The sequence below is a fragment of the Stenotrophomonas sp. YJH_SMC_27 genome (genome assembly GCF_059369815.1).
In genome coordinates, this window is the sequence record NZ_JCAFTA010000005.1 from 58,663 (window position 1) to 83,925 (window position 25,263).

21 protein-coding genes and 1 tRNA gene are annotated in these 25,263 nt (G+C 67.4%); 11 read left to right on the forward strand and 11 right to left on the reverse strand.

Going from position 1 to position 25,263, the window contains the following annotated elements; all coding sequences use genetic code 11:
• Positions 1-8: 8 nt before the first annotated feature.
• From AC5P7R_RS09595 to AC5P7R_RS09605, 3 genes are all read right to left on the reverse strand, one after another.
• Complete coding sequence (locus tag AC5P7R_RS09595) at positions 9-1,949, reverse strand: DUF885 domain-containing protein (RefSeq protein WP_227854010.1); 1,941 nt, start codon at positions 1,947-1,949, stop codon at positions 9-11.
• 94 nt (positions 1,950-2,043) lie between these two features.
• A complete protein-coding gene (locus AC5P7R_RS09600; protein WP_164145225.1) occupies positions 2,044-2,829 on the reverse strand; it encodes a queuosine precursor transporter in 786 nt (261 codons plus the stop codon).
• Entirely contained in the window at positions 2,826-3,521 is a 696-nt protein-coding gene (locus AC5P7R_RS09605; RefSeq protein ID WP_005414135.1) for a DUF502 domain-containing protein, read from the reverse strand. Before AC5P7R_RS09605 ends, AC5P7R_RS09600 begins: the two co-directional genes overlap by 4 nt.
• A 76-nt stretch (positions 3,522-3,597) precedes the next feature.
• Between AC5P7R_RS09605 and AC5P7R_RS09610 the strand changes: the two genes are divergently transcribed.
• On the forward strand, positions 3,598-4,914 hold the full coding sequence (locus AC5P7R_RS09610) for a hypothetical protein (RefSeq protein ID WP_111099027.1): 1,317 nt from the start codon (positions 3,598-3,600) through the stop codon (positions 4,912-4,914).
• 7 nt (positions 4,915-4,921) lie between these two features.
• Here AC5P7R_RS09610 and AC5P7R_RS09615 read toward each other — a convergent pair whose 3' ends face one another.
• The 4 genes from AC5P7R_RS09615 to trxA all read right to left on the reverse strand — a co-directional run bounded on the left by AC5P7R_RS09615 (position 4,922) and on the right by trxA (position 9,739).
• The gene (locus AC5P7R_RS09615; protein ID WP_019662120.1) at positions 4,922-5,374 is read right to left on the reverse strand and encodes a DUF4442 domain-containing protein; all 453 of its coding nucleotides are present in this window, start codon (positions 5,372-5,374) and stop codon (positions 4,922-4,924) included.
• A 77-nt stretch (positions 5,375-5,451) separates the two neighbouring features.
• Entirely contained in the window at positions 5,452-7,077 is a 1,626-nt protein-coding gene (locus AC5P7R_RS09620; protein WP_227854011.1) for a CHASE2 domain-containing protein, read from the reverse strand.
• The gene (locus AC5P7R_RS09625) at positions 7,074-8,774 is read right to left on the reverse strand and encodes a FecR family protein (protein ID WP_478435939.1); all 1,701 of its coding nucleotides are present in this window, start codon (positions 8,772-8,774) and stop codon (positions 7,074-7,076) included. Before AC5P7R_RS09625 ends, AC5P7R_RS09620 begins: the two co-directional genes overlap by 4 nt.
• 107 nt (positions 8,775-8,881) lie before the next feature.
• Positions 8,882-9,739, reverse strand: coding sequence for a thioredoxin (gene trxA / locus AC5P7R_RS09630; RefSeq protein WP_019662117.1), 858 nt, complete (start codon positions 9,737-9,739; stop codon positions 8,882-8,884).
• A 124-nt stretch (positions 9,740-9,863) separates the two neighbouring features.
• Here trxA and AC5P7R_RS09635 point away from each other — a divergent pair, with 124 nt between their 5' ends.
• The 8 genes from AC5P7R_RS09635 to AC5P7R_RS09670 all read left to right on the forward strand — a co-directional run bounded on the left by AC5P7R_RS09635 (position 9,864) and on the right by AC5P7R_RS09670 (position 16,753).
• Positions 9,864-10,466 (forward strand): DUF998 domain-containing protein, encoded by a 603-nt coding sequence (locus AC5P7R_RS09635; RefSeq protein WP_019662116.1) that lies wholly within the window; start codon positions 9,864-9,866, stop codon positions 10,464-10,466.
• Positions 10,467-10,571: 105 nt separating this feature from the next.
• Positions 10,572-13,214, forward strand: a complete 2,643-nt coding sequence (leuS, locus tag AC5P7R_RS09640) for a leucine--tRNA ligase (RefSeq protein ID WP_026347280.1) — start codon at positions 10,572-10,574, stop codon at positions 13,212-13,214.
• Positions 13,215-13,350: 136 nt separating this feature from the next.
• Entirely contained in the window at positions 13,351-13,935 is a 585-nt protein-coding gene (locus AC5P7R_RS09645; RefSeq protein ID WP_019662114.1) for an LPS-assembly lipoprotein LptE, read from the forward strand.
• A 9-nt stretch (positions 13,936-13,944) separates the two neighbouring features.
• The gene (gene holA / locus AC5P7R_RS09650) at positions 13,945-14,982 is read left to right on the forward strand and encodes a DNA polymerase III subunit delta (protein WP_019662113.1); all 1,038 of its coding nucleotides are present in this window, start codon (positions 13,945-13,947) and stop codon (positions 14,980-14,982) included.
• A 3-nt stretch (positions 14,983-14,985) separates the two neighbouring features.
• Positions 14,986-15,651 carry a nicotinate-nucleotide adenylyltransferase gene (gene nadD, locus AC5P7R_RS09655; RefSeq protein WP_019662112.1) on the forward strand — a complete coding sequence of 222 codons (666 nt, stop codon included), beginning with the start codon at positions 14,986-14,988 and terminating at the stop codon, positions 15,649-15,651.
• A 57-nt stretch (positions 15,652-15,708) separates the two neighbouring features.
• The gene (rsfS, locus tag AC5P7R_RS09660; RefSeq protein ID WP_005410536.1) at positions 15,709-16,119 is read left to right on the forward strand and encodes a ribosome silencing factor; all 411 of its coding nucleotides are present in this window, start codon (positions 15,709-15,711) and stop codon (positions 16,117-16,119) included.
• Between the two features lie 64 nt (positions 16,120-16,183).
• Complete coding sequence (gene rlmH / locus AC5P7R_RS09665) at positions 16,184-16,654, forward strand: 23S rRNA (pseudouridine(1915)-N(3))-methyltransferase RlmH (protein WP_019662111.1); 471 nt, start codon at positions 16,184-16,186, stop codon at positions 16,652-16,654.
• A gap of 22 nt (positions 16,655-16,676) precedes the next feature.
• Positions 16,677-16,753, forward strand: a tRNA-Asn gene (locus AC5P7R_RS09670).
• A gap of 101 nt (positions 16,754-16,854) precedes the next feature.
• Here AC5P7R_RS09670 and arcD read toward each other — a convergent pair.
• The 4 genes from arcD to AC5P7R_RS09690 form a co-directional block, all read right to left on the reverse strand.
• On the reverse strand, positions 16,855-18,276 hold the full coding sequence (arcD, locus tag AC5P7R_RS09675; RefSeq protein WP_031270779.1) for an arginine-ornithine antiporter: 1,422 nt from the start codon (positions 18,274-18,276) through the stop codon (positions 16,855-16,857).
• A 129-nt stretch (positions 18,277-18,405) separates the two neighbouring features.
• Entirely contained in the window at positions 18,406-21,234 is a 2,829-nt protein-coding gene (locus AC5P7R_RS09680; RefSeq protein ID WP_021204309.1) for a TonB-dependent receptor, read from the reverse strand.
• Between the two features lie 191 nt (positions 21,235-21,425).
• A complete protein-coding gene (locus AC5P7R_RS09685) occupies positions 21,426-22,076 on the reverse strand; it encodes an energy transducer TonB (protein WP_111099030.1) in 651 nt (216 codons plus the stop codon).
• 217 nt (positions 22,077-22,293) lie between these two features.
• Complete coding sequence (locus AC5P7R_RS09690; protein WP_227854013.1) at positions 22,294-23,031, reverse strand: SIMPL domain-containing protein; 738 nt, start codon at positions 23,029-23,031, stop codon at positions 22,294-22,296.
• A 130-nt stretch (positions 23,032-23,161) separates the two neighbouring features.
• Between AC5P7R_RS09690 and AC5P7R_RS09695 the strand changes: the two genes are divergently transcribed.
• Together AC5P7R_RS09695 and rng are read left to right on the forward strand one after the other, a co-directional pair.
• Entirely contained in the window at positions 23,162-23,770 is a 609-nt protein-coding gene (locus tag AC5P7R_RS09695) for a Maf family nucleotide pyrophosphatase (protein ID WP_021204306.1), read from the forward strand.
• Complete coding sequence (gene rng / locus AC5P7R_RS09700) at positions 23,763-25,250, forward strand: ribonuclease G (protein WP_019662105.1); 1,488 nt, start codon at positions 23,763-23,765, stop codon at positions 25,248-25,250. The genes AC5P7R_RS09695 and rng overlap by 8 nt, the downstream gene beginning before the upstream one ends.
• Positions 25,251-25,263 lie beyond the last annotated feature (13 nt).

Sequence of the window (25,263 nt, forward strand, 5' to 3'; positions counted from 1 at the left end):
CGGAGGGGTCAGGGTGAAGGGGCTGGTGTGGCGCTGGCGGGCTGCGCCATCCAGCGTTCCATCTTGCGGCCCAGCACGTCCAGCGGCATGGAGCCGTCCTTCAGCAGTTCGGCGTGGAAACGGCGCAGGTCAAAGGCGGCGCCCTGGCGTTCCTTGGCCTTGTCGCGCAGAGCGACGATGGTGGTCAGGCCCGCCACGTTGGACAGCGCCTGGCCGGGCTGGGCCATGATCCGCTCGACTTCGGCGTTGGCGTCGTCGCTGCTCATGTCCACGGTCTTCTGCAGGTAGGTGACGGCCTGCTGCTTGCTCCAGCCCTGTGCGTTCACGCCGGTGTCGGCCACCACGCGGGCGGCGCGCAGCAGGCGCGAATACAGGTAGCCGATGCGGTCGTAGGGATCGGTGTAGATGCCCAGGTTCTCACCCAGCGTTTCGGCATACAGGCCCCAGCCTTCGACGAAGGCGAGATCGCCACCGAGGCGGCGGAAGCGTGGCAGCTTGGCCAGTTCCTGCTGCAGGCCCAGCTGCACGTGGTGGCCGGGAATCGCTTCATGCAGGTACTGCACCGGCACGTTCCAGCGCTTGCGGGTGGGCAGGTCGCGGGTGTTCACGTACAACACGGCCTGTTGTCCGGCCGCGGACGGCTGATAGGCCGCTGCCGCGGCGGTGAGCGCACGCTCCGGTTCCACCGCACGGACGTCCAGTGCGGACTTTGGCAGCGTATCGAGCACCTGCGGCAGGCGTGCGTTGACCTGCTGCTGCACCTGGCGGTAACGGTTGATCAATGCGTTGGCGTCACCGTACTGGAACTGGCGGTCGTTGCGCATGCTGCGCAGCAGCTTGGTCGGCGTGCCGCGCAGCTTGGCATCCTTCACCACGGTGGCAATCTGCGCCTGCAGCTCCTGCACGCGTTGCTCGCCCAGCGCGTGCAGTTGCGCGGCGTTCTGGTCGCTGGCGGTGGTCTGCACGATCAGGCTGGCGTACCAGGCCTGGCCATCGGGCAGCGCGCCCAGGCCGCTGCTGGTGCGCGTGGCCGGCAGGTATTCGGTGGCGATGAAGCCGCGCAGGGCGCGGTAGGCCGGCATGATGCGCAGCTCGATCATGCGCTTGTACTCGGCGCTGATGCGCGCCTTGTCCTCCGCCCCGATGGTGTTGGGCATGGTGCGGATCGGCGACCAGAAGATGCTCTCTTCGGCAGTCGGCTTGATCACCGCATCCAGCTGCGGCAGCACCTTCTCCATCAGGTCGCGGGGCTGCACCACGCCGGCCCTCATGCCCTGGCGCATGTTGTCGATGGCCTGGTCGAACAGCTCGGGAATGCCCAGCGAGCGGCGCGACCAGGTGTCGTAGTCCTGCACGGTGTTGAACGGCTGCGCGCCGGCACCTGAGCCGAGGATCGCCATGATGCTGCCGATGTTGTAGTACTGGCTGATCGGCATCATCCAGCTCGGGTAACGCTCGGCAGCCAGCGAGGCGCGCGCGTCGCGCACGAAGATCTCGTAGCTGAGCAGGTCCTGGCCCTGCAGGCCGTCGCTGCCGAGTTTTTCGACCTTGCCCAGCCACTGCGTGGTGAAGTCGTGCGACTGCTGGCGCCAGGCGGCGGACAGGATGTTGGGCAGCTGGTCGTTGTAGCGGGCCTCGCCCTGGAAGGTTGCCTGCAGCGGATTCAACCGCATCGAGGCATCCCAGTATTCGTCGTACAGGCGCTCCAGCTGCACCTGCTTGGGCACGGCCCGGGCCGCTGCGACCGGACGCGGCGCGGCGCGGCGCGCCGAACTGCCACGGGCCGGCGCGGTGGCGCGGGCGGGCCGGGCCTTGGGCTTGGCGGCCTGGCGGGTCTGCGCGGCGGCAGGGCGGCTGGCCTTCTTCTTCGCTGCTTCGGCCGACGGCACGGCGCTGAACAGGAACAACGCGGCGATGGCGACGGCCAGGGCGCGGGTGGGATGCGGCATCAGGAGCTTCCGTGGAACACAGACCGTGGAGCTTGCACGATCCGGCCGCGTACGGCCAGCGTGAAGGCGCAGTCAGCTTTTTGCCGCTGGGGCTTCAGTCAGCCGCAGCCGCGGCGCGCAGGGCGGCGGCCCTGTCGGCGCCCAGGTAGCGGGTGATCGCGCGCCGCATGAGGTACAGCAACGGGATCAATGCGATCGCAAAGCCCATCTTGTAGATGTAGTTGACGCTGCTGACGGCCAGGAACAGCGACGTCGGCCAGTGCTGCGGGCCGAGTACGAAGGCGATCCAGATCACCACGAAGCTGTCCACCACCTGCGAAACAGCGGTGGACCCGGTCGCACGCAGCCACACGTGGCGCTCGCCGGTGGCCTGGCGGATGCGATGGAACACGGCCACGTCGATCAGCTGGCCGAGCAGGAAGGCCACCAGCGAACCGGCGATGGTCCACATGCCCTGGCCGAACACCGCGGCGAATGCCGCCTGGTAGTCCGGCACGCCGTGGCCGTCCATCGAGGTGACCCACCAGCTGGCCGGAGCCAGCGAGATCGCTGCGAAGGCGAACAGGAAGCCATAGGCGATCAGCACCACGGCCAACCACGAGATGAAGCGCACGCCGCGCTTGCCGAAAAACTCGTTGATCGTGTCCGTCATGATGAACACCACCGGCCACAGCAGGGTACCGGCGGTGAAGCTGAGCGAGCCGGTCTGGCCAAACAGGTTCCAGTTCAGCGGATCGATGCCCAGAGTGTCTTCCAGCGCGAAGATCTTCACCCCGATCAGCTCGGCCAGCACCGCGTTGCCGCAGAAGAACGCGGCCAGCACGATGAACAGCAGGACCGCGCGGTCCTGCAGCGGGCGCTCGATCGGCGCCGGTGTCATTCGGTGCGTTCGCCAGTGCGTTCGCCGGCGCGGGTGAACGGCACGCTGGATGGTGCCACGGCACCGCCGGAGATGATGAAGCTCATGGCCTGATCGACGGTCCAGTCGGTCGGGGTCAGCAGTTCCACCGGCACGATTTCCAGATAGCCCGAGGTCGGGTTCGGCGTGGTCGGTACATACACCGCGGCCAGCTCACGGTCGGTGCCGTGTTCCTTGATCACGCGGGTTACCAGGCCGACCGATTTCATGTCGCGATGCGGGAAGTCGATCAGCACCACGCGCTGGGTGCTGCCCGGTTCGGTCTGCAGCATGTCCAGCAGCTTCTTGGCGCTGTCGTAGATGATGCTGGCCAACGGAATACGCTTGATGACCGCGCCGACCCAGCGCAGCAGGCGCTGGCCGAGCACGCGGCGGCTGGCCACGCCCACCGCCAGGATCACCAGCAGGGTGGCCAGCAGGGCGATGGTGTCCTGGATCCACTCGGCGCGGACCCAGCCCAGATAGTGCGGGAAGCTGGTTGCGATCTGTTCGGACAGCGGCACCACCAGCGGGCTGGAAATACCCGACAGCAGCACGAACACGAACTTGACCACGACCCAGGTCAGCCAGATCGGCAGCAGGGTCAGCAGGCCGGTCAGGAACAGGCGCTGCAGGGAGGGGCGGGGGACCAGGGCGGGGGCTTCGAGCGACATGCGCGCATTGTAGCGGTCACGGCCGGTCGATTACGCTGGGGAATCGACTGCGGCAACGGCACATGGAAGGGAAGCTGTGTTGAAGATTCTGCGCGGACTGGGCTGGACCCTGGCAGGCCTGCTGGTGCTGGCCATCGTGGTGTGGTGCGCCTCGCGCATGTGGCCGGTGCCCGAATCGCGCCTGCAGGCGCAGCAGCGACTGGAAGCACGCCTGCCGGTGAGCGGCCGCAATGGATATGCACTGTTGTGGACGCTGCCGTTCGACGATCTGGATGCCCAGCAGCGCGAGCAGGCGCTGGCCGAGGATGTACGGCGCTGGGAAGCCGATGCACATGGCGGAAGCAGCGGCCGGACACACCTGGTAGCCAACCATGCCGAGCTGCACTCGCGGCCCGGGGCCAGTTGCGGGCCGGCCGCCAGCGGCTGTCTCGCCCAGGTCCGCGCGGACCCGCAACGCTTCGTGGAGGCCCACGCCGGGCACCAGCAGTTGCATGCGCGGCTGGATCAGCTGGCCGACGCCGACTACTTCGCGTCGCCGTTCCCGCCGAAGGGCGAGGGCATTCTGGTCCCGTTGCCGGCCTATGGCGTAGTGATGGACGCCACCAGTGCACGCGCGCTGGCCTATGTGCAGGGTGACATTGACGGTGCCCTGCGTGGTGCCTGCCGTGGCCTGCAGCTGGGCCGGCGGCTGGTGCCCGGCAGCAGTTATCTGGTCGAGAGCATCATCGGTGCCAGCCTGGTGCAGGCCAATGCCCAGCTGCTGGCCGACATGCTGGTTGAACTGCCTGCCGACCACCCCCTGCCGGCCGAGTGCGAACAGGCCATGCAGCCGTTGCGGGCCGAGGAACAGAGCCTGTGCCGTGCTATGCAGGGCGAGTACGCGATGAGCCGGGCGGCGATCGAGTCCTCGGCCCGGGAATTTGGTGGCGTCCTGGTGCTTGACCGGCGCAGCACGTTGGCGCGCGTGGCCGGCAATCTTGGCTGGGCCTGTGGCGCAGCCGCCACGGCCGCGCTGGAGGCCGATCGGCCGCTGCCGTTACAAGCGCCGCCGCAGCGGGATTTCGGTTGCCTGTCCAATGTGATGGGGTGCGTGCTGACCGAGATTGCCGCGCCCGTCTATCCTGCGTATTCGTCACGGCCACAGGATGCCGCGGCGATGGTGCGGCTGCTGGGGGCGCAGCGTTGGCTGCGGCAGCAGACGGACGATCCGGTGCACGCCCTGCAGCGGCTGCCGGCGCAGTTCCGCTCGCCGGTGCGGTCGCCGCAGCTGTCCGCCGATGGCCACCATCTGCAGGTGCCGCGGCGCTCTCCAGCGCGCAGCGCTGATGAGAACCCGTGGCTGACGGTACCGCTGCAGGCGGAGCCAGCTTCGGCTGCGTTGGCGCGCGATTGAGGCGCGCTCAGCGTGCGTGTGGCTTCAACCGCAGGTAGACCTGCTTGCGCACCTGGGCGACCACTTCGCCGCTCTCATCGACCACGTCGTTGCTGAACCAGCGCAGCACCTTCTCACCACTGGCTGCTTCCGTGCGCAGTTCATCCAGCAGCGCGTCGTCGATGCGGAATGACGTGCGTACGGTGCCGCGGCCGGGCTTGAGGAAGTCGATGGCGCCTGCTCGGTCCCACACGTAGTAGTCGCGCCCGAGGATGTGCAGCAGGCCCAGCATCCAGAATGGATCGGTCATCGCGAACAGGCTGCCGCCAAAGTGCGTGCCGACGTAGTTGCGGTTCCATGGCCGCAGGCGCAGCTCGACATCTATCTGCCGGTAGTCCGGCGTGATGCGGGTGACATGGATGCCGGTGAACAGGAACGGTGGCCAGAGATTGATACCGAAGCGGAACAGGTGGGCGTTCATGCGGGTGCGGGGACGCAGGGCGAGGCGCCCAGTCTAGCCATTCGCATGCGTATGTTGCACCCCGGCGGCGGCGAGGGTCACGTCTTGTCGTCGATCACATACCCGTCGCGGCCGTTGGCCTTGGCCTGGTACAACGCGGCGTCGGCGCCTTCGACGAAATGATGCGGTTGCAGCGTGCCGTCAGGCACGCGGGTGAACACGCCGATGGTGAGGGTGACGGCACCGTCGCTGCCATCACCGGGGGCCGGCAGTGCACGCACGCAGGCGATCAGGTCCTCGATGACCTGGCGTGCGCCTTCGGCCGGGGTATCCGGCAGCACCAGTGCGAACTCATCGCCACCGTAGCGCGCGGCCATGTCGCGTGGGCGCCGAGCATGCGCACCGATCAGCCGTGCAACATCGCGCAGCACGCGGTCGCCGACCTGATGCCCGTGGCGGTCGTTGTGGCGCTTGAAATGGTCGACGTCGATCAGTGCCAGGCTCAAGGACCTGCCACTGCGGCGCGCGGCATCGCATTCCTGCTGCAGTGACTGCTCGAAACGCAGGCGATTGCCGAGGCCGGTCAGCGCATCACGGTTGGCCTGGCGGTGCCAGGCCGAGATCCGCCAGATCGCCCAGGACAGCAACACCAGCAGGATGCCCAGCATTGCGCTTGCCGGTGCCCACCACAGGTCACCGGCACGCAACAGCAACCAGCTCAGCAGCGGTGGAAGCGGCAGCGAGCACAGTGCGGCAAGCCATGGCAGGCGCAGGCCGAGCAGGAGCACGCACAACGCGGCCAGCACGCCGCTGATGGCGTGCTGCCAGAGGCGTGGCAGCAGATCGATCTGCTTGTGCTGCAGCAGCATCGACGCGATGTTGGCCTGGTATTCGCTGCCGCTCATCCAGTACTCGCGGGTGGTCGGGGTCAACAGCCGCGGTGCGATGCCGCTGGCCGTCATGCCCACCACGATGCGGCGGCCATGCAGCATCGCCGTGTCCACGTGACCATCAAGTACGTCGGCATAGGACACCTGCGGCAGGCGCTCGGGCGGCCCCGCATAGCGCACGCGCACGTAGTCGTCGCGTCGCCACTGATAGGGCGAACCGATCTGCGGATCGGGATCGGGCAGGCCGTGCACCGTGCCCGGCGGCAGGTCGGCCAGCGCCAGGCCCAATGCCGGCCAATGGGCCTTGCCGATGCCCGCATGCAGATACACACCGCGCGCGACGCCATCGCCGTCCACTTCCACATCGGTATGGCCGATTGCCGCAGCACTGCTCGCGATCTGCGGAATCGGCAGCATTTCCTCGGCCATGCGGTCGCCGGCGGCCGGCGCCGCCAGCACTGGCAGCACCACCCGGCCACTGCGGCGGATCGCTGTGGCCAGTTCATCGTCCTGCTGGCTGTCGCGTCGATCCGGCTCAGACAGCATCAGGTCCAGTGCGATGCGCTCGGCGCCGGCGTCGGTCAGCCGGTCCAGCAGGCGCGCATGGACCGAACGGGGCCAGGGCCATTGGCCGATGCGCTGCAGGCTGCCCTCGTCGATGGCCACGATCAGCACGCTGGGGTCGGGGCGGTACTCCCAATTCCCAACCATGGCGTCATAGGCGGCTTCGTCCTGGCGCCACAGCCACTGGCCGTGGCTGGCGATCACCGTCAGCACGCCGGCCAGCAGTGCCAGCAGAATCCGCTTCGACCACGGCAGCGGCGAGCGCCTCATAACAACAGCAACAGCAGCAGGGCGCCGCCACCAGCGCCGTAGCACAGACGGCAAGGCAGCTTGATCTGCTGGGCCGGCGAGTACTCGCCCGCATGCCCGTCGTCGTCGATGTACTGCACGCGCACATGCAGGGTGCCGCTCCACGGCTGCTTGAAGCTGACCTGCGGCTCGCTTACGGTCTGGTCGACCAGGGGGGCCCGGAAGTCGCCTCGACGGTCCACCTGCACCCGGTACCGCTGGCCTTCGCTGCCGGCCTGCCAGCGGAGGGTCAGTTCGCCACGCGTGGCCTCAGGCGGCTGCAGGGCCGGGTCGACCGGTTCATTGCTCAGTTGCAGGGGCAGGGCCTGGCCATAGCGGCCCTGGTGGCCGTTGCCATCGCGCGAGGCCACCCGCCAGAAGTACTGGCCGGGCGGCAGCGGCTGCGCCAGGCGCAGGTCGGTGCCCGGGGTGCTTTGTTCCTGCAGCGGTTGCTCGAAGTTCGGCTCGGCGGCAATCTGCAGCACGCTGCTGCGCGCACCGGGCGCCTGGCTCCAACGGAAGCGCGGTCGGTCGCTGTTGATGGTCTGCCCGTGCAGCGGGGCCACCGTCAGTGGCGGCGGGGGCTGGTCGCCGAGTTCGAAATCGGCGCTGGCGTCGAGGCCTTCCACACCCTGCGCATCCACGGCGCGCAACAGGATGCGCAACTGGCCGGGGGGCAGGTCGCCGATCGCCAGCCGGGTATCGGTGGTGGTGGCGGCAAACAGCAGGATTTCCGGCGTTGCCGACAGCACCACTTCAACGCGGTAGCGGGCGGCGCCGTCGACGGGGTCCCAGGCGAGGAGGGCCGGCAAGGGCGCCAGGCGCATGCCGTCGCTGCGCAGCTGCGGTGCTGGAAGAAGGGCGGAGACAGCATCCGGCGCCGTATCGGCGCTGCTGCTGAGGCTGGCCTGTCCAGGCTGGACCAGGCGCTTGCCGTGGATGTTGCCGACCTGCACCTTGCCCTGCAGCACTTCGGTGGCAGCCACGTGGCCGGCGTCACCGGCGCTGACCCGGAATACGGTACCGCGTACGCTGCTGGTCGCCGTAGGTGCATCGATGATGTAGCGCGAGGCGGGGCCACGGGCAGGCGTCACCCGGTTGCTGGCGCGGCCCTGCTGGAGGCGCACGCGGGTATCGACCATGCCGGTGTGGCCGTAACGGCTGAGCTGGTCCAGGCGCAGCCGGGAATGCTCGCGCAGCTGCAGGCGGGAAGCGTCGGCGAATTCAAGCGTGACGCTGGAGTCGCCCTCGGTCTGCACCGTGTCACCGATGCGAAGCTGTTCCCCGGCCAGTAGCGCGCGCGTGGCGCTGCCATCGGCGCCGGACAGTTCGACCTTGCCCCTTATCGACAGCACGCGGGCGGGGGCTGGTTCGATGCGCAGCCAGCTGATCGGGAAGCGCAGCAGCTGCCCCGGCGGCAGCTGGTAGGGGTTGTCGATGCGGTTGTGCTGTTGCAGCTGCTGCCAGCGTACCGAGGGCTTGAGATACAGGCCACCCAGGTCCCACAGGGTATCGCCGGGACGGACCCGGTAGTTCCAGTCCTGGGCCGCGGCAATGGCCGGCAGGAAGAGAAGAGCGCAGAGCAGCGCGCCCTGGAAGCGCATGGCGAACGACAGCGAGCGGACGAAGGTCACAGTTTGCAATCCCGGCAATGCGGGGGCGCAGCTGCAAGACCCCATGGCCCCGACCTCATCCCCCCGAACGGATCGTGGCGGCCGCACGGCCGCCATCCAGTGCATTATTGCCCGCGTTCAGTGCAGGGATTCTGAACGAGGACGGCTCCCGTTCAGAACAGCAGCGAGGCCATCCGGCGACGGTACTGGCCGACCAGGTCCTCGTCGGAGATCACATTGAAGGCGTCGATCAGGGCCTTGCGCGGCAGCCCTTCCTCGAACGTGCGGTCGATCCGCAGCATTTCCAGGAACTGGGCCAACGCAGCTTCGTCATGGCCCCCGAGCAACAGTTGCACGCCGCGCAGATGGCGGGCCTTGAGGTCCTTGCCATCGGCGGCGATGCGGGCGTCCAGCACTTCAGCGGCCGGGGCATCCTTCAGCGCGGCGGCGAAGGCCAGGCGGGCGCGGGCACGCACGGCGCGGTCGTCGGTGGCCAGATTGGCGGGCAGGCCGTCGATCAGGGTGCCGGCTTCGTCCACGCCACCGATCTGCAGCAGGGCCAGGGCCAGGTCGAGCTTCAGTTCGTCCTTGTCCGGCTCGGCGGCGATCTGGGCACGCAGCACATCGACCTGCGCCTGCGGGTCCAGCGGGGCGTCATCTTCGGGCGCGGCGTCGCCGACATCGGCCGGCACGATGCCGTGCTGGGCCAGGAACTCACGCAGCTGGCCTTCCGGAATCGCGCCCGGGAAGCCATCCACCAGCTGGCCGCCCTTGACCAGGAACACGGTCGGCACCGAGCGGATCTGGAAGGCCGCTGCGATCTGCTGTTCCTTGTCGACATCGACCTTGGCCAGTTCGAAGGCGCCGTTGTACTCGGCGGCCAGTTTTTCCAGCATTGGGCCCAGGGTCTTGCACGGCCCGCACCAGGTGGCCCAGAAGTCGACCAGCACCGGCGTCTGCAGCGACTTCTGCAGGACTTCGGCCTCGAAGGTCGCAGTGGTGGCGTCGAATACGTAGGTCGTCTCGGTCATGGGGGAGGCATCGTTTGGCGTCTGGAGTCCGATTCTATGGTGACGATCGATGCCGGTCTCAACCCGGGTTGTGGTAAATGCCTGACAATGCAGTCTTCCTCTCGCCGTACTTTCCGGAGTCTGCATGTCGTCCCTGTCACCGTTGCTGCGCCTGCCTGGCCTGGTCGCCGCGCTGCTGTTTGTACTGGCGGTGATCGGTTTCGGCGCCGGCCTGGACGGCTACGCACAAGCCCGTCATCCGGTGGCACTGCTGGGCGCGCAGGGGGTGCCGCATGCGCTGGCCTTCAATCTGCTGGGCTTCGTGCTGCCGGGCCTGCTGGCGGCGATCGTGGCCGAGTGCCTGCGCCGCGGGCTGCCGGCAACCGCCGGCTGGGCGCCACGGGTGGGCAGCCAGATGCTGCTGCTGGCCGGGTTGGCCTTCGCCGCGATGGGGTTGCTGCCGCTGGATGTGGATGACCTGCACGGGCCGGCCAGCCAACTGCATGCCAGCGCCTGGATGATCTGGGTGCTGGGTTTTGTCGCCGGAACCCTGCTGCTGGCCGTATCCGGTCTGCGCCAGGTGCATGGCCGCGCGCTGGGCGTACTGGCGCTGGGCTGCGGCATGCTGGCCGCGCTGGCCGCGTTTGCCCTGCAGGGCGTACTGCCGGCGCCGCTGGCACAACGGCTGGCGTTTGCGTGCTGGGCAGTCTGGCTGGGGGCGGCCCTGCCGCTGTCGCGCCCACGCTGAGACGCCTCCCGGGGCGTCGCGGCGCCTGCCTCCGGCGGGCAGGATTGGAGACGTTTGCCGCACTGCGGTACGCTGTACCGCTTTGCCGCCGCATCCGCGTGTTCCATGACCAGCGCTGAAACCAACGCCTACGACCCGCAGCAGGTTGAATCCGCCGCCCAGCAATACTGGGACGCTACCCGTGCCTTCGAGGTCGACGAGACTTCGGACAAGCCGAAGTACTACTGCCTGTCGATGCTTCCGTACCCGTCCGGTGCGCTGCACATGGGCCACGTGCGCAATTACACGATTGGCGACGTGATCAGCCGCTACAAGCGCATGACCGGCCACAACGTGCTGCAGCCGATGGGCTGGGACGCGTTCGGCCTGCCGGCGGAAAACGCCGCGATCAAGAACAAGACCGCGCCGGCGGCGTGGACCTACAAGAACATCGACCACATGCGCAGCCAGCTGAAGTCGCTGGGCTACGCCATCGACTGGTCGCGCGAGTTCGCCACCTGCCGCCCGGACTATTACGTCCACGAGCAGCGCATGTTCACCCGCCTGATGCGCAAGGGCCTGGCCTATCGCCGCAATGCGGTGGTGAACTGGGACCCGGTCGACCAGACCGTGCTGGCCAACGAGCAGGTCATCGACGGCCGCGGCTGGCGCTCGGGTGCCCTGGTCGAGAAGCGCGAGATCCCGCAGTGGTTCCTGCGCATCACCGACTATGCCCAGGAGCTGCTGGATGGCCTGGACGAGCTGGACGGCTGGCCGGAATCGGTCAAGACCATGCAGCGTAACTGGATCGGCCGTTCCGAAGGCCTGGAAATCCAGTTCGACGTGCGCGATGTCGACGGCAGCGCGCTGGACCCGCTGCGTGTGTTCACCACCCGCCCGGACACGGTGATGGGCGTGACCTTCGTGTCGATTGCCGCCGAACACCCGCTGGCGCTGCACGCGGCGAAGAACAATCCGGAACTGGCCGCGCTGCTGGTCGACCTGAAGCAGGGGGGGGTGTCCGAAGCCGAGCTGGAAACCCAGGAAAAGCGCGGCATGGATACCGGCCTGCGCGCGCTGCACCCGGTGACCGGCGAGCCGGTCCCGGTGTGGGTCGCCAACTTCGTGCTGATGGGCTACGGCACCGGCGCGGTGATGGCGGTGCCGGGCCATGACCAGCGCGACAATGAAGTGGCCAACAAGTACGGGCTGCCGATCAAGCAGGTCATCGCGCTGAAGGATCCGCGCACCGACGAAGAGCGCACCTGGGACGGCAGCCGTTGGCAGGACTGGTACAGCGACAAGAGCCGTGCCTTCGAGCTGGTCAACTCGGCCGAATTCGACGGCCTGGACTTCCAGGGCGCGTTCGAAGCGCTGGCCGAACGCTTCGAGCGCAAGGCCCAGGGGCAGCGCCGCGTCAACTACCGCCTGCGCGACTGGGGCGTGAGCCGCCAGCGCTACTGGGGCTGCCCGATTCCGGTGATCTACTGCGCCAAGTGCGGCGCGGTGCCGGTGCCGGAAGAACAACTGCCGGTGGTGCTGCCGGAGGACGTGGCGTTCTCGGGTACCGGTTCGCCGATCAAGACCGACCCGGAATGGCGCAAGACCACCTGCCCGGACTGCGGCGGTGCGGCCGAGCGCGAGACCGATACCTTCGACACCTTCATGGAGTCGAGCTGGTATTACGCCCGTTACACCTCGCCGGGTGCCCGTGACGCTGTCGACAAGCGCGGCAACTACTGGCTGCCGGTGGACCAGTACATCGGTGGCATCGAGCACGCGATCCTGCACCTGATGTATTTCCGCTTCTACCACAAGCTGCTGCGCGACGCGCGGATGGTGGACAGCAACGAACCGGCGCGCAACCTGCTGTGCCAGGGCATGGTGATCGCCGAAACCTATTACCGCCCGAACCCGGACGGCTCGAAGGACTGGATCAATCCGGCCGATGTGGAAGTGCAGCGCGACGAGCGCGGCCGCATCACCGGCGCCACCCTGATCGCCGACGGCCAGCCGGTGGTGGTCGGTGGCACCGAGAAGATGTCCAAGTCGAAGAACAACGGCGTGGACCCGCAGGCGATGGTCGGCAAGTACGGCGCCGACACCGTGCGCCTGTTCTCGATGTTCGCCGCGCCGCCGGAGCAGTCGCTGGAGTGGAACGAGGCCGGCGTGGACGGGATGGCCCGCTTCCTGCGCCGCCTCTGGGCCCAGGTGCAGAAGCATGCCGCCGACGGCGCCGCCCCGGCGCTGGATGTTGCAGCACTGGACGCCAACCAGAAGGCGCTGCGCCGCAAGACCCACGAAACCATCGGCAAGGTCGGTGACGACTACGGCCGCCGCCACAGCTTCAACACCGCGATCGCTGCGGTGATGGAGTTGATGAACGCACTGGCCAAGTTCGAGGACGGCAGTGAGCAGGGCCGTGCGGTGCGCCAGGAAGCGCTGCAGGCCATCGTGCTGCTGCTGAACCCGATCACCCCGCATGCCAGCCACGCCCTGTGGCAGGTGCTGGGTCACGCGGAGACGCTGCTGGAAGACCAGCCGTTCCCGCAGGCCGATGCCAGTGCGCTGGTGCGCGACGCGCTGACCCTGGCGGTGCAGGTCAACGGCAAGCTGCGTGGCACCATCGACGTGGCGGCCGACGCCGCGCGCGAGCAGGTGGAGGCACTGGCGCTGGCCGAGCCCAACGCGGCCAAGTTCCTGGAAGGCCTGACGGTGCGCAAGATCATCATCGTGCCCGGCAAGATCGTGAACATCGTCGCCGCCTGATGTACCCCGCACCGGCCACCCGTATGGTGGCCGGTGCCATTCCGGTGCAGGGCCAGGCGTTTGATGGCCCTGCATTCACGCGGCTTCGGGCACGCTGTGTGTTGCCGTGATCGCCCGGCTCCGCCAGACTGTCTCCATGACCCGAATCCTGCTTGCCCTCGTTCTTGTCCTCGGCCTTGCCGGCTGCGGCTTCCATCTGCGCAACAAGCTGATGCTGCCCACCGACACCGCCCCGGTGAAGGTGGTATCCACCGCCCCGTACAGTGAACTGGTCAAGCTGCTCAACCGCAGCCTGCTGGCTTCCGGTGCCAGGCTGGCTGATGAGGACAGCAACGAACCCAGTACCCAGTTGCAGGTGCTGTCCGAGCGCTGGGGCGACCTGCCGATCGCCATCGACTCGCAGGGCCGCGCCCAGGAGTACAGCCTGCGCTATGCGGTGATCTTCATCTTCCGTCGCGAGGATGGCAGCGAACTGGTGCCGCAGCAGGTGATCGAGCTCTCGCGTGACTACGTGTCGCCACCGACCGACGCCACCGGTACCACCACCGAACGCGAGATCCTGGCCAACGAGCTGCGCCGGGAAATGTCCGCCTCGATCATCCGCCGCATCGACAGCGTGGTGCGTGCCGAGCTCGAGAAGGGCGGCAGCCTGTCGGCGCCGAAAGCCAAGCCGATTGAAGGCGCGGTACCGGCCGAGCCGGTCCCCGCAGCCAAGCACTGAGCCGCGGCCATGGAACTGCGTCCGGAGCAGCTGGCCAGCCAGGGCGCTGATACCGCGCTGGCGCCGGTCTACCTGATTGCCGGCCCGGAAACCCTGCGTGTGCTGGAGGCAGCTGACGCCATCCGCGCACGCGCACGCGCCGCCGGCATTGGCGAACGTGAAGTGTTCGACGCCGATGGCCGTGATTTCGACTGGAACCAGCTCGACGCCAGCTTCAACGCGCCCAGCCTGTTCAGTGCCCGCCGCCTGGTTGAGGTGCGCCTGCCCAGCGGCAAGCCTGGCAAGGACGGGGCCGAAGTGATCAGCCAGTTCTGTGCCAACCCGGCGCCGGACGTGGTGCTGATGATCACCGCAAGTGAATGGAGCAAGGCCCACCAGGGCAAGTGGGCCGAAGCGATCAACCGCATCGGCGTGCTGTCGGTGGCCTGGGCGGTCAAGCCGCATGAATTGCCGGACTGGATCGAGCGCCGCCTGCGTGGCAAGGGACTGCGTGCCGATCCTGCCGCCGTGCAGCGCCTGGCCGAGCGGGTGGAAGGCAATCTGCTGGCTGCTGCCCAGGAAATCGACAAGCTGGCGTTGCTGGCCGATGGCCAGCCGCTGGACGTGGAGCGCATGGAGTCGCTGGTGGCCGATGCCGCCCGCTATGACGTGTTCCGGCTGGTGGAAGCGGCCTTTTCCGGCCAACCGCCGGCGGTGCTGCGCATGCTGGCCGGACTGCGCGGCGAGGGCGAGGCGGTGGCTGCGCTGATGCCGATGGTGATCCGCGAGCTGCTGGCGGGCGCTGGCCTGGCCCGGGTGCAGGCCCGTGGCGGCAACCTGGCGGCTGAAATGAAATCGCGCGGTATCTGGGAATCGCGGCAGGCCCCGTACAAGCGCGCGCTGCAGCGGCATCCGGAAAGCAAGCGTTGGGAACGCTTCGTGGCCGAAGCCGGGCTGGTTGACCGCATCGCCAAGGGCCGCGCCGAGGGTGATGCCTGGCTGGCGCTGGAGCGCCTGCTGGTGGTGGTGGCCGAACCGCGTGCCGTGCGCCTGTTGGCGCGGGCCTGAGCAATGAGCCTGCGGATCTATTACGGGGGCACCTTCGATCCGGTGCACCTGGGGCACCTGGCGATCGCGCGTGCGGCCCGTGATGAACTGCAGGTCGCCGTGCGCCTGCTGCCGGCCGCCGATCCGCCGCACCGCGCGGTGCCCGGTGCCACCGCTGAGCAGCGCTGCACGATGTTGTCGCTGGCCATCGGCGACGAGCCGGGGCTGTTGTTGGACCGCCGCGAACTGGATCGTGCCGCCCGCTGCCCCGGTCGTCCGTCGTACACCGTCGACACCCTGCGCGAGCTGCGTGGCGAGCTGGGCCCGAGCCGGCCGCTGGCCTGGCTGGTGGGCGCCGACAGCCTGCTGGGCCTGTCCGGCTGGCACGAATGGGAGGCCCTGTTCGACCTGGCCCACTTCGTGGTGGCCGAACGGCCGGGCAGCCCGTTGCAGGCGTCGATCGATGGCGAGCTGGGGCGTGCCCTGCAAGGGCGCTGGGCCGACAATGAGCAGGCCCTGTTCGCCAGCCCGGCCGGGCGCGTCCTGCGCCTGCACCACCCGCTGCGCGAGGAATCAGCCAGCGCCGTGCGCTCGCAGATTGCCGCTGGCGGCCCCTGGCGCGCACTGCTGCCACCGGCCGTGGCCGACTATGTCGCTGCACACGGGCTGTACCGCCCGGCCACGGCGTGAATGGCGCGGCCGCGCCATCCCCGTATAATCGCCCCACGTTTATCGAGTCGATCCACTTTGAGCAACCAGACCCAGCCCCAGACCATCAAGGTCGATCTTCCCAGCCCGCCGCCGTCCGTGCCGGAACTGCTGGCCAGCGTCCGCCAAGCCACCGAAGACCTGAAGGCCAAGGACCTGGTCGAGATCGACGTGCGCGGCCGGTCCAGCGTTGCCGATTACATGATCGTCGTTTCGGGCACCTCGACCCGCCACGTCAAGTCGATTGCCGATGAAGTCGTGCGCTTCGCCAAGAACCTGGACGTGATGCCACTGGGCGTGGAAGGCGAGCGCGAGGCCGAGTGGGTGCTGGTCGACCTGGGCGACGTGATCGTCCACGTGATGCTGCCGCGCGTGCGTGAGTTCTACGCCCTCGAGCGCCTGTGGACCGTCGGCGACCAGCCGCCGTCCAGCGACGACGAAGTGGCCTGAGCCACACGATGATGCATCCCTTCGACGGCGCCGATGGCGCCGTCGACGTTTTGGAGGACCGCTGATGAAAGCCCGCCTGATCGCCACCGGTGAACGCGCCCCCAGCTGGGTCGCGCAGGGCTTCGCCGAGTACCAGAAGCGGCTGTCGCACTGGCTGCCGTTCGAGCTGGTCGAAATCGAGCCTGGCCTGCGCGGCAAGGGCCGCGATCCGCGCCGCGCCACGGAGGATGAAGGCAGGCGGGTAATCGCTGCGCTGCCGAAGAACGCTTATGTGGTGGCGCTGGATGTGCCGGGCCGCCAGCTCAGCTCCGAACAGCTGGCACAACGCCTGGAGCATTGGCGCGGGCAGGGCAGGGACCTGGCGTTCCTGATCGGTGGCCCGGAAGGGCATTCGCCGGAAGTATCCGCGTTGGCCGATGAGAAGTGGTCGATTGGACCATTGACGCTGCCGCACATGCTGGTGCGGCTGGTGGTGGCCGAGCAGCTGTATCGGGCTGCCGCAATGATTGCCAATCACCCCTACCATCGCGCGTGAAGAGTGGTTATACTAGTCGTCTGCCCGAATAGCTCAGCCGGTTAGAGCACTTGACTGTTAATCAGGGGGTCGTTGGTTCGAGTCCAACTTCGGGCGCCACCTTGAGAAACCTGCATCGCGAGATGGAGGTTTTTTTTTGCCGTGTTGTGGCGGCGAGCCCATGCTCGGCTGCATCCTCCAAGCCGGGCATGCGCTCGCCGCTACAGCGTGATCCGGCCCTTCCAGAACGCTACCAGCGTGGCGATTGCTACTGCCAGGATCGCGCCGAACAGCGCCCACTCCCAGCGCGTGAAAACCGGCTCGCCGCGCTGGCGCCGGGTCTGCGCAAACAGAACAACGCCGGGCACGTACAGCAGCACCGACAGCAGCAGGTTGTTCAGGCCGCCGGCATACACCAGCCACAGCGCGTAGGCGCTGGCCAGCAGCGCGACCACGAAATCGCGCCAGCGCACGCGTGGCTCACCCGCGTAGGACTGTCCGCGCCAGGCCAGTTGCACGCCGAACGCGGTGGACAGGAAGTAGGGCACCAGGCTCATCGACGCAGCGAGCAGCACCAGCCCGGTGTAGCTGCCCGAACTGACCAGCACCAGCAGCAGGAACAACTGGATCAGGCCATTGCTCAACCACAGTGCATTGGCCGGCACACCACGCGCGTTCTCGCGGCCGAGGAAGGCGGGCATGGTGCCGTCGCCCGCGGCGGCATAGAGCACTTCGGCGCACAGCAGCACCCAGGCCAGCAATGCACCGAGGACGGAGATGATCGAACCGATGATGATCACCGTCGCGCCCCATTCGCCGACGATGGCGCGCAGCACATAGGCCATCGACGGATTGGGCAGCCCGGCCAGTTCGGCCTGCGACAGCACGCCCATCGACAGCAGGCTGACCAGCACCAGCAGCAGCCAGACCCCCAGGAAACCGATCACCGTGGCGCGGCCAACGTCGGCGCGGCGCGCCGCACGCCGTGAATAGATGCTGGCGCCCTCGATGCCGATGAATACCCACACGGTCACCAGCATCATGCCGCGCAGCTGCTGGCCGAGATCGCCGAGCGCGGGTGTGCCAAGGAAATCGGCACGGAACACCTCCATGCGGAACGCACCTGCTGCCAGGATCAGGAACAGCGTGATCGGCAGCAGCTTGGCCACCGTCACCAGGCCATTGACAATGGCCGCCGTACGCAGGCCACGCAGCACCAGCAGGTGCACGGTCCACAGCAGCACTGACGACGCCGCCACGGCGGCAGGCGTGTTGCCTTCGCCGAACACTGGCAGGAAATGGCCGAGGCCGCTGAAGATCAGCACGAAGAAGCTGGCATTGCCAAGCACCGAGGCGACCCAGTAGCCCCAGGCCGCAGAGAACCCGATGTAGTTGCCGAAGCCCTCACGCGCGTATGCGTAGATGCCGGTATCAAGATCCGGCCGGCGGTTGGCCAGGGCCTGGAACACGAAGGCCAGCATCAGCATGCCGGCGCCACTGACCGCCCAGCCGATCAGCGCGGCGGCCGGCCCGGCGCTGCGCGCCACGTTCTGCGGCAATGAGAAGATGCCGGCGCCTACCATCGAGCCAACTACCAGTGCAGTCAACGCGGGCAGGCCCAGGCGTTGCGATGTCGTGGCCATGGTGATCCCCTGCGGCGGTAGTGCCGCTTGCACACGGTAGCCACGTGCCTGTGAACGTGCATGCAAGGCGTGCAACGACGAAGGCCCGGGCTGCTGCCCGGGCCTCCGAAGTTGATGCGTTGAACGGTATTACTTGAAGGTGTACTTGGCGCCGACGGTGAAGTAGCGACCGATGGCGCCGCTGAAGTGCAGCGGGTTGTAGTTCACGCCACCGTAGGTGGTCGGATCGAGCGGAGCAATGCGATCGAACACGTTCTGCACCGAGGCGTTCAGTTCGAAGGCTTCGGTGATGTTCCAGCGGCCGGACAGATCGAAGGTGGTGAACGAGGAGATCTTGGTGACGTCGGTACCGTCGGCGTAGGAGAACTGGTACGAACCCTCCGGACCACGGAAATCCTTGTTGTCCATCTTGGAGATGTAGTTGGCGACGCCGCTCACGCTCCACGGCCCCTGACGCCAGGTGGTACCGAAGTTGATCCGATCCTTTGGCGTACCGATGCAGTTGGTCACGTCGCAGTTGCCGTGGGTGCCTGCATAGTCGAAGGTCTCGTCGGAGTCGGTGCGCTCGTACTTCAGCACATGGCTCCACTGCAGGTCCATTTCCAGCTGGCCCGGGCCGATATCGAAGGTCTGGCGGATATCGGTATCGATACCGCGCACGCGCGTGGATGCCGCATTGATGTACGCGGTGTTGACCGCCAGGATGCTGCCGGTGCCAGCGATGCCGTTGATCAGGTCGATGTCACGCAGCACGTTGCCGGCGGCGATGGCATCGGCCGTGGAGCCTTGGGCGATTTCGTTGGTGCGCTTGATCTGCCAGGCATCCACGGTCATCGAAGTGGTGGAGGTCGGCTGCAGCACGATGCCCACCGAGTAGCTCTTGGACTCTTCCGGCTTCAGGTCCTTGTTGGGGCGGGTGATGATCGCGACCGGGCGCGAGCTGCAGTTGGTGCCGACATCGGCCGGCGGGCTGACGGCGCAGCGCACCGGATCGCGGGCGTTGGAGAAGGCGGCCAGGCCACCATCGCCGTTCTCGGCCGGGTTGGGGGCGCGGAAGCCTTCGGCGTAGCTGGCACGCAGAGCGATCCAGTCGGCTGGGGTCCACTTGATGCCCAGCTTCGGCGTGGCCTTGCCTTCGCCGCTTTCGTACTTGTCGTAACGCAGCGCGCCGGAAAGTTCCAGTTGCTCCAGCACCGGTGCCGACAGTTCGACGTAGCCGGCGTAGACATTCTGCGTACCGTCATAGGCCGAATAGCCCAGGCCGATGATGTCACCCTGGTCGGTGTAAGTCTGCGGGGTCAGGCTGTTGCTGGTCTTGCGCCACTCGGTACCGATTGCCAGGCCCAGCGGACCACCTTTCAGGTCCATCAGGCTGCGCGACACGGTGAAGTCGAACATGTCCAGGCTGGACTTGGCGCGTGCGCTGATGGTCGGCGAGATGAAGTCGTACAGCGCCTGCGAGTTGAGGTTGGCATTGTCGCCAATACGCCACACGCCGCCGGCACAGTTCGGGTTGCCCAGCGCGCACTGTACAGCGCTGTAGCGCAGGAACCCGGTGCGCTTGTTCACCAGATCGGTACCGGAGTGCAGGTAGGCGGTGTCGTAGCTCCAGTCACCCCAGTTGCCCTTGACGCCGACCAGGAAGCGGTTGAACTCATTGGTGTTGTTGGTCACGCGCGGACCGACATCCCAGGCCGAGTAGCGCAGGCGCGAGGCCTGGCCCTGGATCGGATTGTCGGGATGGGTCGGCGACAGCACCACGGCGCCCGGGCCGCTGCTGGCATTGCGCGGGCCAAGGGGATAGCCCCAGCTGCCGGAGACGCCGGACGGTGTGTTGCTGAAGATCGTTTCCTTCTTCGAGTAGCCGATCTCGGTGTAGACCTCGCCGCCTTCGCCGAAGGCGAAGCTGGCGCGGCCGAACACGTTGACGTACTTCTCTTCAGGCGTGAGATCACGGAACTGCTGCGCCGGATCCCACAGGCAGCCCTGGGCCGCCACTGACGCGTCGGTCTGGCCCGGGATGGTGGTCAGGCCTTGGCAGCCGGGCAGTGGCACGAGCCTTGCCGGATTGGTCGCCGTGACATTGCGGTCGTCATACACCGAGCCATTCGGACCGACGCCTCCGCTGGTGCGGCCATTGAGGTAGGCGCCGCCGAGGAACTGGGCATTGTTGCCATAGCCCCAAGGACGGATGTCGCCGGTGCCGATCCACTTGCGGTTCTTGCGATCGCTGATCTTGATCGCGTCGGTCTTGCCGACGTCCAGGCTGAAGAAGGCATTCCAGCCGTCAGTGGCCAGGTCGCCGGTGCCGGCGGTCAGGGTCGCCTTCTTCGCGTCGCCATCGCTGTCACCGGACAGGCCATAGGAGCCACGCAGGATGGCGCCCTGGAAGTCGCTGCGCAGGATGATGTTGACCACGCCGGCGATGGCATCGGAGCCATAGATTGCCGAGGCGCCGTCCTTGAGCACTTCCACGCGCTCGACGGCATCGAGCGGAATGGTGCTCAGGTCGGTGAAGACCTTCTGGCCGTCGTCGGCCAGGCCGTAGGTGGCCATGCGGCGGCCGTTCAACAGGACCAGGGTCGAGCCCGCGCCCAGGCCGCGCAGCGAAATGCCGGCGCCACCACCGGCAAAGCCGTTGCCGAAGGTCTTGGGGATGGAGCCGGAGCCATCAGCGGTCAGGGTCTGCAGGTATTCGGCAACCGTGGTCTTGCCGGTGCGGTCGATTTCCTGGCGGGTTACTACCTGCACCGGCGACGGCGTTTCAGTGTTGGTGCGCGGAATGTTCGAACCGGTGACCGTGATGCGGTCCAGGTTGGTGGCCTTATCCTGCGCGAAGGCGGAGGTGGAAGCCGCGGCGCCAACCAGCAACAGGGTGCTGCCGGTAAGGATATGGGTGATGGACGATGCCAGAGTGCTGCGGCGGCGGCTGGCGGGCCGTTGGATCAGGTGTTTCACAGCTTCTCTCCTAACTGGAAAACCGTAGCGTTGAGGGCTGTCTCCGGAAGATTCCGGGACGGATCAATCTAGGTTTCCGGTAGGTGACGAAGTCGTGAATTTTTGCTTAATCGGTAACGGTTGATCCGGTTCCGTCCGTTGGCACGTGCAGGGAAGCGCCGGCCCGGCAGGTGGCCGGGCCGGCGATCACTTCACTCCGGCAGCGAGAACTGCACCGGCACCATGCCGATGGCCGGTACCGCCACGCCATCACGCTGGGCCGGCTCGAAGCGCCAGTGCCGGAGCACCTGCAGGCGCGCGGCCTGGTCCAGGCTGCGCGAACCGCTGCTGCGCTCGATGCTGACCCCCGTCGGCTGCCCGCGGGTGTCCACCTCTACCCGCAACAGCACAGTGCCCTGTTCGCGGTTGCGCAATGCCGCCAGCGGATAGGCCGGCGGCGGGGCGCTGCGGTACTGCAGCTGGGCGCCGGCCAGTGGTGCGGAGGCATCGATGCTCGGTGCAAGCTGGGGCGGGGCCGGTTCGGCGGCCGGCAGCGCGATGCCCTGGGCTTCTTCCACGGTTGCGGTAGGAGCTGGAAGCGGCGGCGCGGCCGGCTGCGTCTGTGGCTTCGGTACGACCCGGGCGACCTCCCTGGGCGGTTCCAGCACCGGGGGCGGCGGCGTTGGCGGGATCTTCTCGATCAGCCTGACCGTGGTCTTTTCACGCGGGGCCTGCACGGCCTGGTAGGTCGCAGGGATGAGCAGCAACAGGAAGGCCAGCAGGTGCAGGGCGATCGCCGCGCTCCAGGCGGCAACGCGGGCGGGGTCGAAGTGCAGGGATGCAACGGGATACGTACGAACCATGGTCCACCTCCATGCCAGTGACGAAGTCCTCAACGCACCAGGGCCCGTGGCGGGGTTGCCGCACGCGGCTGGCAGTGCATCAGTAGCGCGCCCGGGCGACCACTGCATAGAGGCAGGGGCACCCGTGTTGGGCTGGCCTTCAGCCACTGCCGTCGGAATGCACGAAAAAAGGGCGGGTCCCCTGGGGAACCCGCCTCTGTCGGCAATGACCAACGGCTCAGCGACCCAGTTCGAACACCACGTCCAGGTTGACCGATACGGTGGATTCACCCGGCGCGACCGGGGTGGCCTTGTCCATCGCCGCACCGGCCGCCATGGTGCGCATCATCGGCATCGGGCGGAAACCGCCATTGCTGTTCTCGGAGATGCTGACGATGCGGCGCACCTGCAGGCCCAGTGACTTGGCATAGGTCTGGGCGCGGGCCTGGGCCTTCGTCAGCGCAGCCAGGCGGGCTTCGTCATACACTGGTTCCGGCTGGTCGATCTCGAAGCTCGGGCCGTTGATCTGGTTGGCGCCCTGCGCGGCCAGCGCGTCCAGCACCTTGCCGAGCTTGGCGATGTCGCGCACCTTGAGGCTGACCGTGTTGCTGGCCTGGTAACCGGTGATCTTCGGCGCTTCGTTGTCGGCGTAGCGGTACTGCGGGTTGAGGCTGACGCCGCTGGTCTGCACGTCGCGCTCGGCGATGCCGGCGGCCTTGATCGCGGCCAGCACCTTGTCCATCTGCTGGGCGTTCTGGCGCATGGCGCTGTTGCCATCGGCAGCCTGGCTCACCACGCCGGCCGACAGCGTGGCCACGTCAGGCACGCGGGTGGCCTCGGCATTGGCCGAGATGTTCAGCAGCGTGCCCTCGGCCGGTGCGGCGATCGATGGCGAGGACGGAGCGGCATGGGCGGTCATCGAGGTTCCAAGGGCGAGGGACAGGGCGAGCAGCAGCGGGGTGGCAGTCAGGCGCATGGGATCTCCTTGTTGTGCCGTTGAGGGTGGTGTCGTAGCGATGAACGCGTTGTGAGTCCGTTCGGGGTTGAACGCGTTCCGGGACGGGTTGCCGACGATTCAGGTGGCGGCCTCAGGTTATGCTGTGCCGATGCTCTACCTAGCTTCCCGCTCCCCCCGACGCAACCAGCTGCTGGCCCGACTCGGACGCCCCTTCCAGGCATTGGATCTGGAGGTCGTCGAGCAGCGTGCGCCCGCTGAAAGCGCCGAACAGTACGTCTGCCGGGTCGCCGCCGACAAGGCGCGCGCCGGCCTGGCCCGGGTGCTGGCCAATGACCCGCAGGCGCGGGTGCTTGGTTCGGACACCGAGGTGGTGCTGCATGGCGAGGTGTTTGGAAAGCCCGCCGACGCTGCCGATGCCCGGGGGATGCTGGCGCGTCTTGCCGGGCGTACCCACCAGGTGATGACGGCCGTAGTGGTGGTCGGCGCGGACGGGCTGGACAGCGAACTGGTCATTTCCGAAGTGACCTTCGCCCCGATCGACGCTGCCGACATCGCCGCCTATGTCGCCACCGGCGAACCGCTGGACAAAGCCGGTGCCTACGCCATCCAGGGCGGGGCCGAGCGCTGGATCGAGCACCTGTCCGGCAGCTACTCCGGCGTCATGGGGCTGCCGTTGCTGCACACCGATCGTTTGCTGGCGCGCTGCGGCGTGCCGGCCCCCACCGCCGATGCCGCCAGGGAGGCTGCAGATGTCTGAGGAAATCCTGGTCAACGTGACCCCGCGCGAGACCCGGGTCGCGGTGATCGAAAATGGCATGCTGCAGGAACTGCACATCGAGCGTGGCTGGCGCCGGGGTGTGGTCGGCAACATCTACAAGGGCAAGGTGCAGCGGGTCATGCCCGGCATGCAGGCCGCCTTCGTCGAAGTCGGGCTGGAGCGCGCCGCGTTCCTGCACGCCAATGACGTGGTGCGGCCGGCGCCGGTGGCCAGTGCCGATACCGAGAACACCACCCTGCCGCCGCCGGCCAGCGTGCCGATTGTCGAGCTGCTGCGTGACGGCCAGGACATCGTCGTGCAGGTGGTGAAGGACCCGATCGGCACCAAGGGCGCACGCCTGACCACGCAGATCAGCATTCCCTCGCGCTACATGGTGCTGCTGCCGCAGTCCAAGGTGGTGGGCGTGTCGGCGCGCATCGAGGACGAAGCCGAGCGCGCCCGACTGAAGGCGCTGGTGACCGAGCTGTCGGCGCAGCACGGCGGCTACGGCTACATCGTGCGCACCAACGCCGAAGGCCAGCCGGCCGAGGCCATCGCCGAGGACATCGCCTACCTGTCGCGCGTGTGGAACGTGGTCGAGCGTCGTGGCCGCGAAGCGCCCTCGTGCAGCATCATCTATGAAGACCTGAGCCTGCCGCTGCGTTCGGTGCGCGACCTGATCCGCAAGGATGTGGACAAGGTGAAGGTGGACTCGAAGGAGACCTTCGGCCAGCTGCAGGCCTTCGTCGCCAAGTACATGCCGGTGCTGGCCGAGAAGCTGGAGCTGTATTCCGGCGATCGCCCGATCTTCGACATGTTCGGGGTGGAGGACGAGATCGGCCGCGCGCTGGACAAGCAGGTGCCGTTGAAATCCGGTGGCTACCTGGTCATCGACCAGACCGAGGCGATGACCACCATCGACGTCAATACCGGTTCGTTCCTCGGCCAGCGCAACCTGGAAGAAACGGTGTTCCGCACCAACCTGGAGGCTGCGCAGGCGGTGGCGCGGCAGCTGCGGCTGCGCAACCTGGGCGGCATCATCATCATCGACTTCATCGACATGGATGATGCCGAGCACCGCCGCCAGGTGCTGCGCACGCTGGAAAAGGCGCTTGCGCGCGACCATGCCAAGACAACAGTCTATGACTTCTCGCCGCTGGGCCTGGTGGAGATGACCCGCAAGCGCACGGTGGAAAGCCTGGAGCGCCAGCTGTCGGAAACCTGCCCGCAGTGCAGCGGCCGCGGCAGCATCAAGACCACCGAGACGGTGACCTACGAGATCTTCCGCGAGATCACCCGCGCGGTGCGCCAGTTCGACGCCGCGCGCCTGCTGGTGATCGCCTCGACCAAGGTGGTCGCGCGCATCACCGACGAGGAATCGGCGGCGGTGGCCGAGCTGGAGGAATTCCTCGGCAAGAGCATCCGCTTCCAGGCGGACGAGCAATACCTGCAGGAGCAGTTCGATGTCGTTCTGCTCTGATCCTCGCCGGCTG

What these genes read in the sequence shown, in the direction of transcription:
- AC5P7R_RS09595 (WP_227854010.1), bottom strand. Translation starts at nt 1,949, where the DNA reads ATGCCGCATCCCACCCGCGCCCTGGCCGTCGCCATCGCCGCGTTGTTC.
- AC5P7R_RS09600 (WP_164145225.1), bottom strand. Translation starts at nt 2,829, where the DNA reads ATGACACCGGCGCCGATCGAGCGCCCGCTGCAGGACCGCGCGGTCCTG.
- AC5P7R_RS09605 (WP_005414135.1), bottom strand. Translation starts at nt 3,521, where the DNA reads ATGTCGCTCGAAGCCCCCGCCCTGGTCCCCCGCCCCTCCCTGCAGCGC.
- AC5P7R_RS09615 (WP_019662120.1), bottom strand. Translation starts at nt 5,374, where the DNA reads ATGAACGCCCACCTGTTCCGCTTCGGTATCAATCTCTGGCCACCGTTC.
- AC5P7R_RS09620 (WP_227854011.1), bottom strand. Translation starts at nt 7,077, where the DNA reads ATGAGGCGCTCGCCGCTGCCGTGGTCGAAGCGGATTCTGCTGGCACTG.
- AC5P7R_RS09625 (WP_478435939.1), bottom strand. Translation starts at nt 8,774, where the DNA reads ATGGGGTCTTGCAGCTGCGCCCCCGCATTGCCGGGATTGCAAACTGTG.
- trxA (WP_019662117.1), bottom strand. Translation starts at nt 9,739, where the DNA reads ATGACCGAGACGACCTACGTATTCGACGCCACCACTGCGACCTTCGAG.
- AC5P7R_RS09635 (WP_019662116.1), top strand. Translation starts at nt 9,864, where the DNA reads ATGTCGTCCCTGTCACCGTTGCTGCGCCTGCCTGGCCTGGTCGCCGCG.
- leuS (WP_026347280.1), top strand. Translation starts at nt 10,572, where the DNA reads ATGACCAGCGCTGAAACCAACGCCTACGACCCGCAGCAGGTTGAATCC.
- AC5P7R_RS09645 (WP_019662114.1), top strand. Translation starts at nt 13,351, where the DNA reads ATGACCCGAATCCTGCTTGCCCTCGTTCTTGTCCTCGGCCTTGCCGGC.
- holA (WP_019662113.1), top strand. Translation starts at nt 13,945, where the DNA reads ATGGAACTGCGTCCGGAGCAGCTGGCCAGCCAGGGCGCTGATACCGCG.
- nadD (WP_019662112.1), top strand. Translation starts at nt 14,986, where the DNA reads ATGAGCCTGCGGATCTATTACGGGGGCACCTTCGATCCGGTGCACCTG.
- rlmH (WP_019662111.1), top strand. Translation starts at nt 16,184, where the DNA reads ATGAAAGCCCGCCTGATCGCCACCGGTGAACGCGCCCCCAGCTGGGTC.
- arcD (WP_031270779.1), bottom strand. Translation starts at nt 18,276, where the DNA reads ATGGCCACGACATCGCAACGCCTGGGCCTGCCCGCGTTGACTGCACTG.
- AC5P7R_RS09685 (WP_111099030.1), bottom strand. Translation starts at nt 22,076, where the DNA reads ATGGTTCGTACGTATCCCGTTGCATCCCTGCACTTCGACCCCGCCCGC.
- AC5P7R_RS09690 (WP_227854013.1), bottom strand. Translation starts at nt 23,031, where the DNA reads ATGCGCCTGACTGCCACCCCGCTGCTGCTCGCCCTGTCCCTCGCCCTT.
- AC5P7R_RS09695 (WP_021204306.1), top strand. Translation starts at nt 23,162, where the DNA reads ATGCTCTACCTAGCTTCCCGCTCCCCCCGACGCAACCAGCTGCTGGCC.
- rng (WP_019662105.1), top strand. Translation starts at nt 23,763, where the DNA reads ATGTCTGAGGAAATCCTGGTCAACGTGACCCCGCGCGAGACCCGGGTC.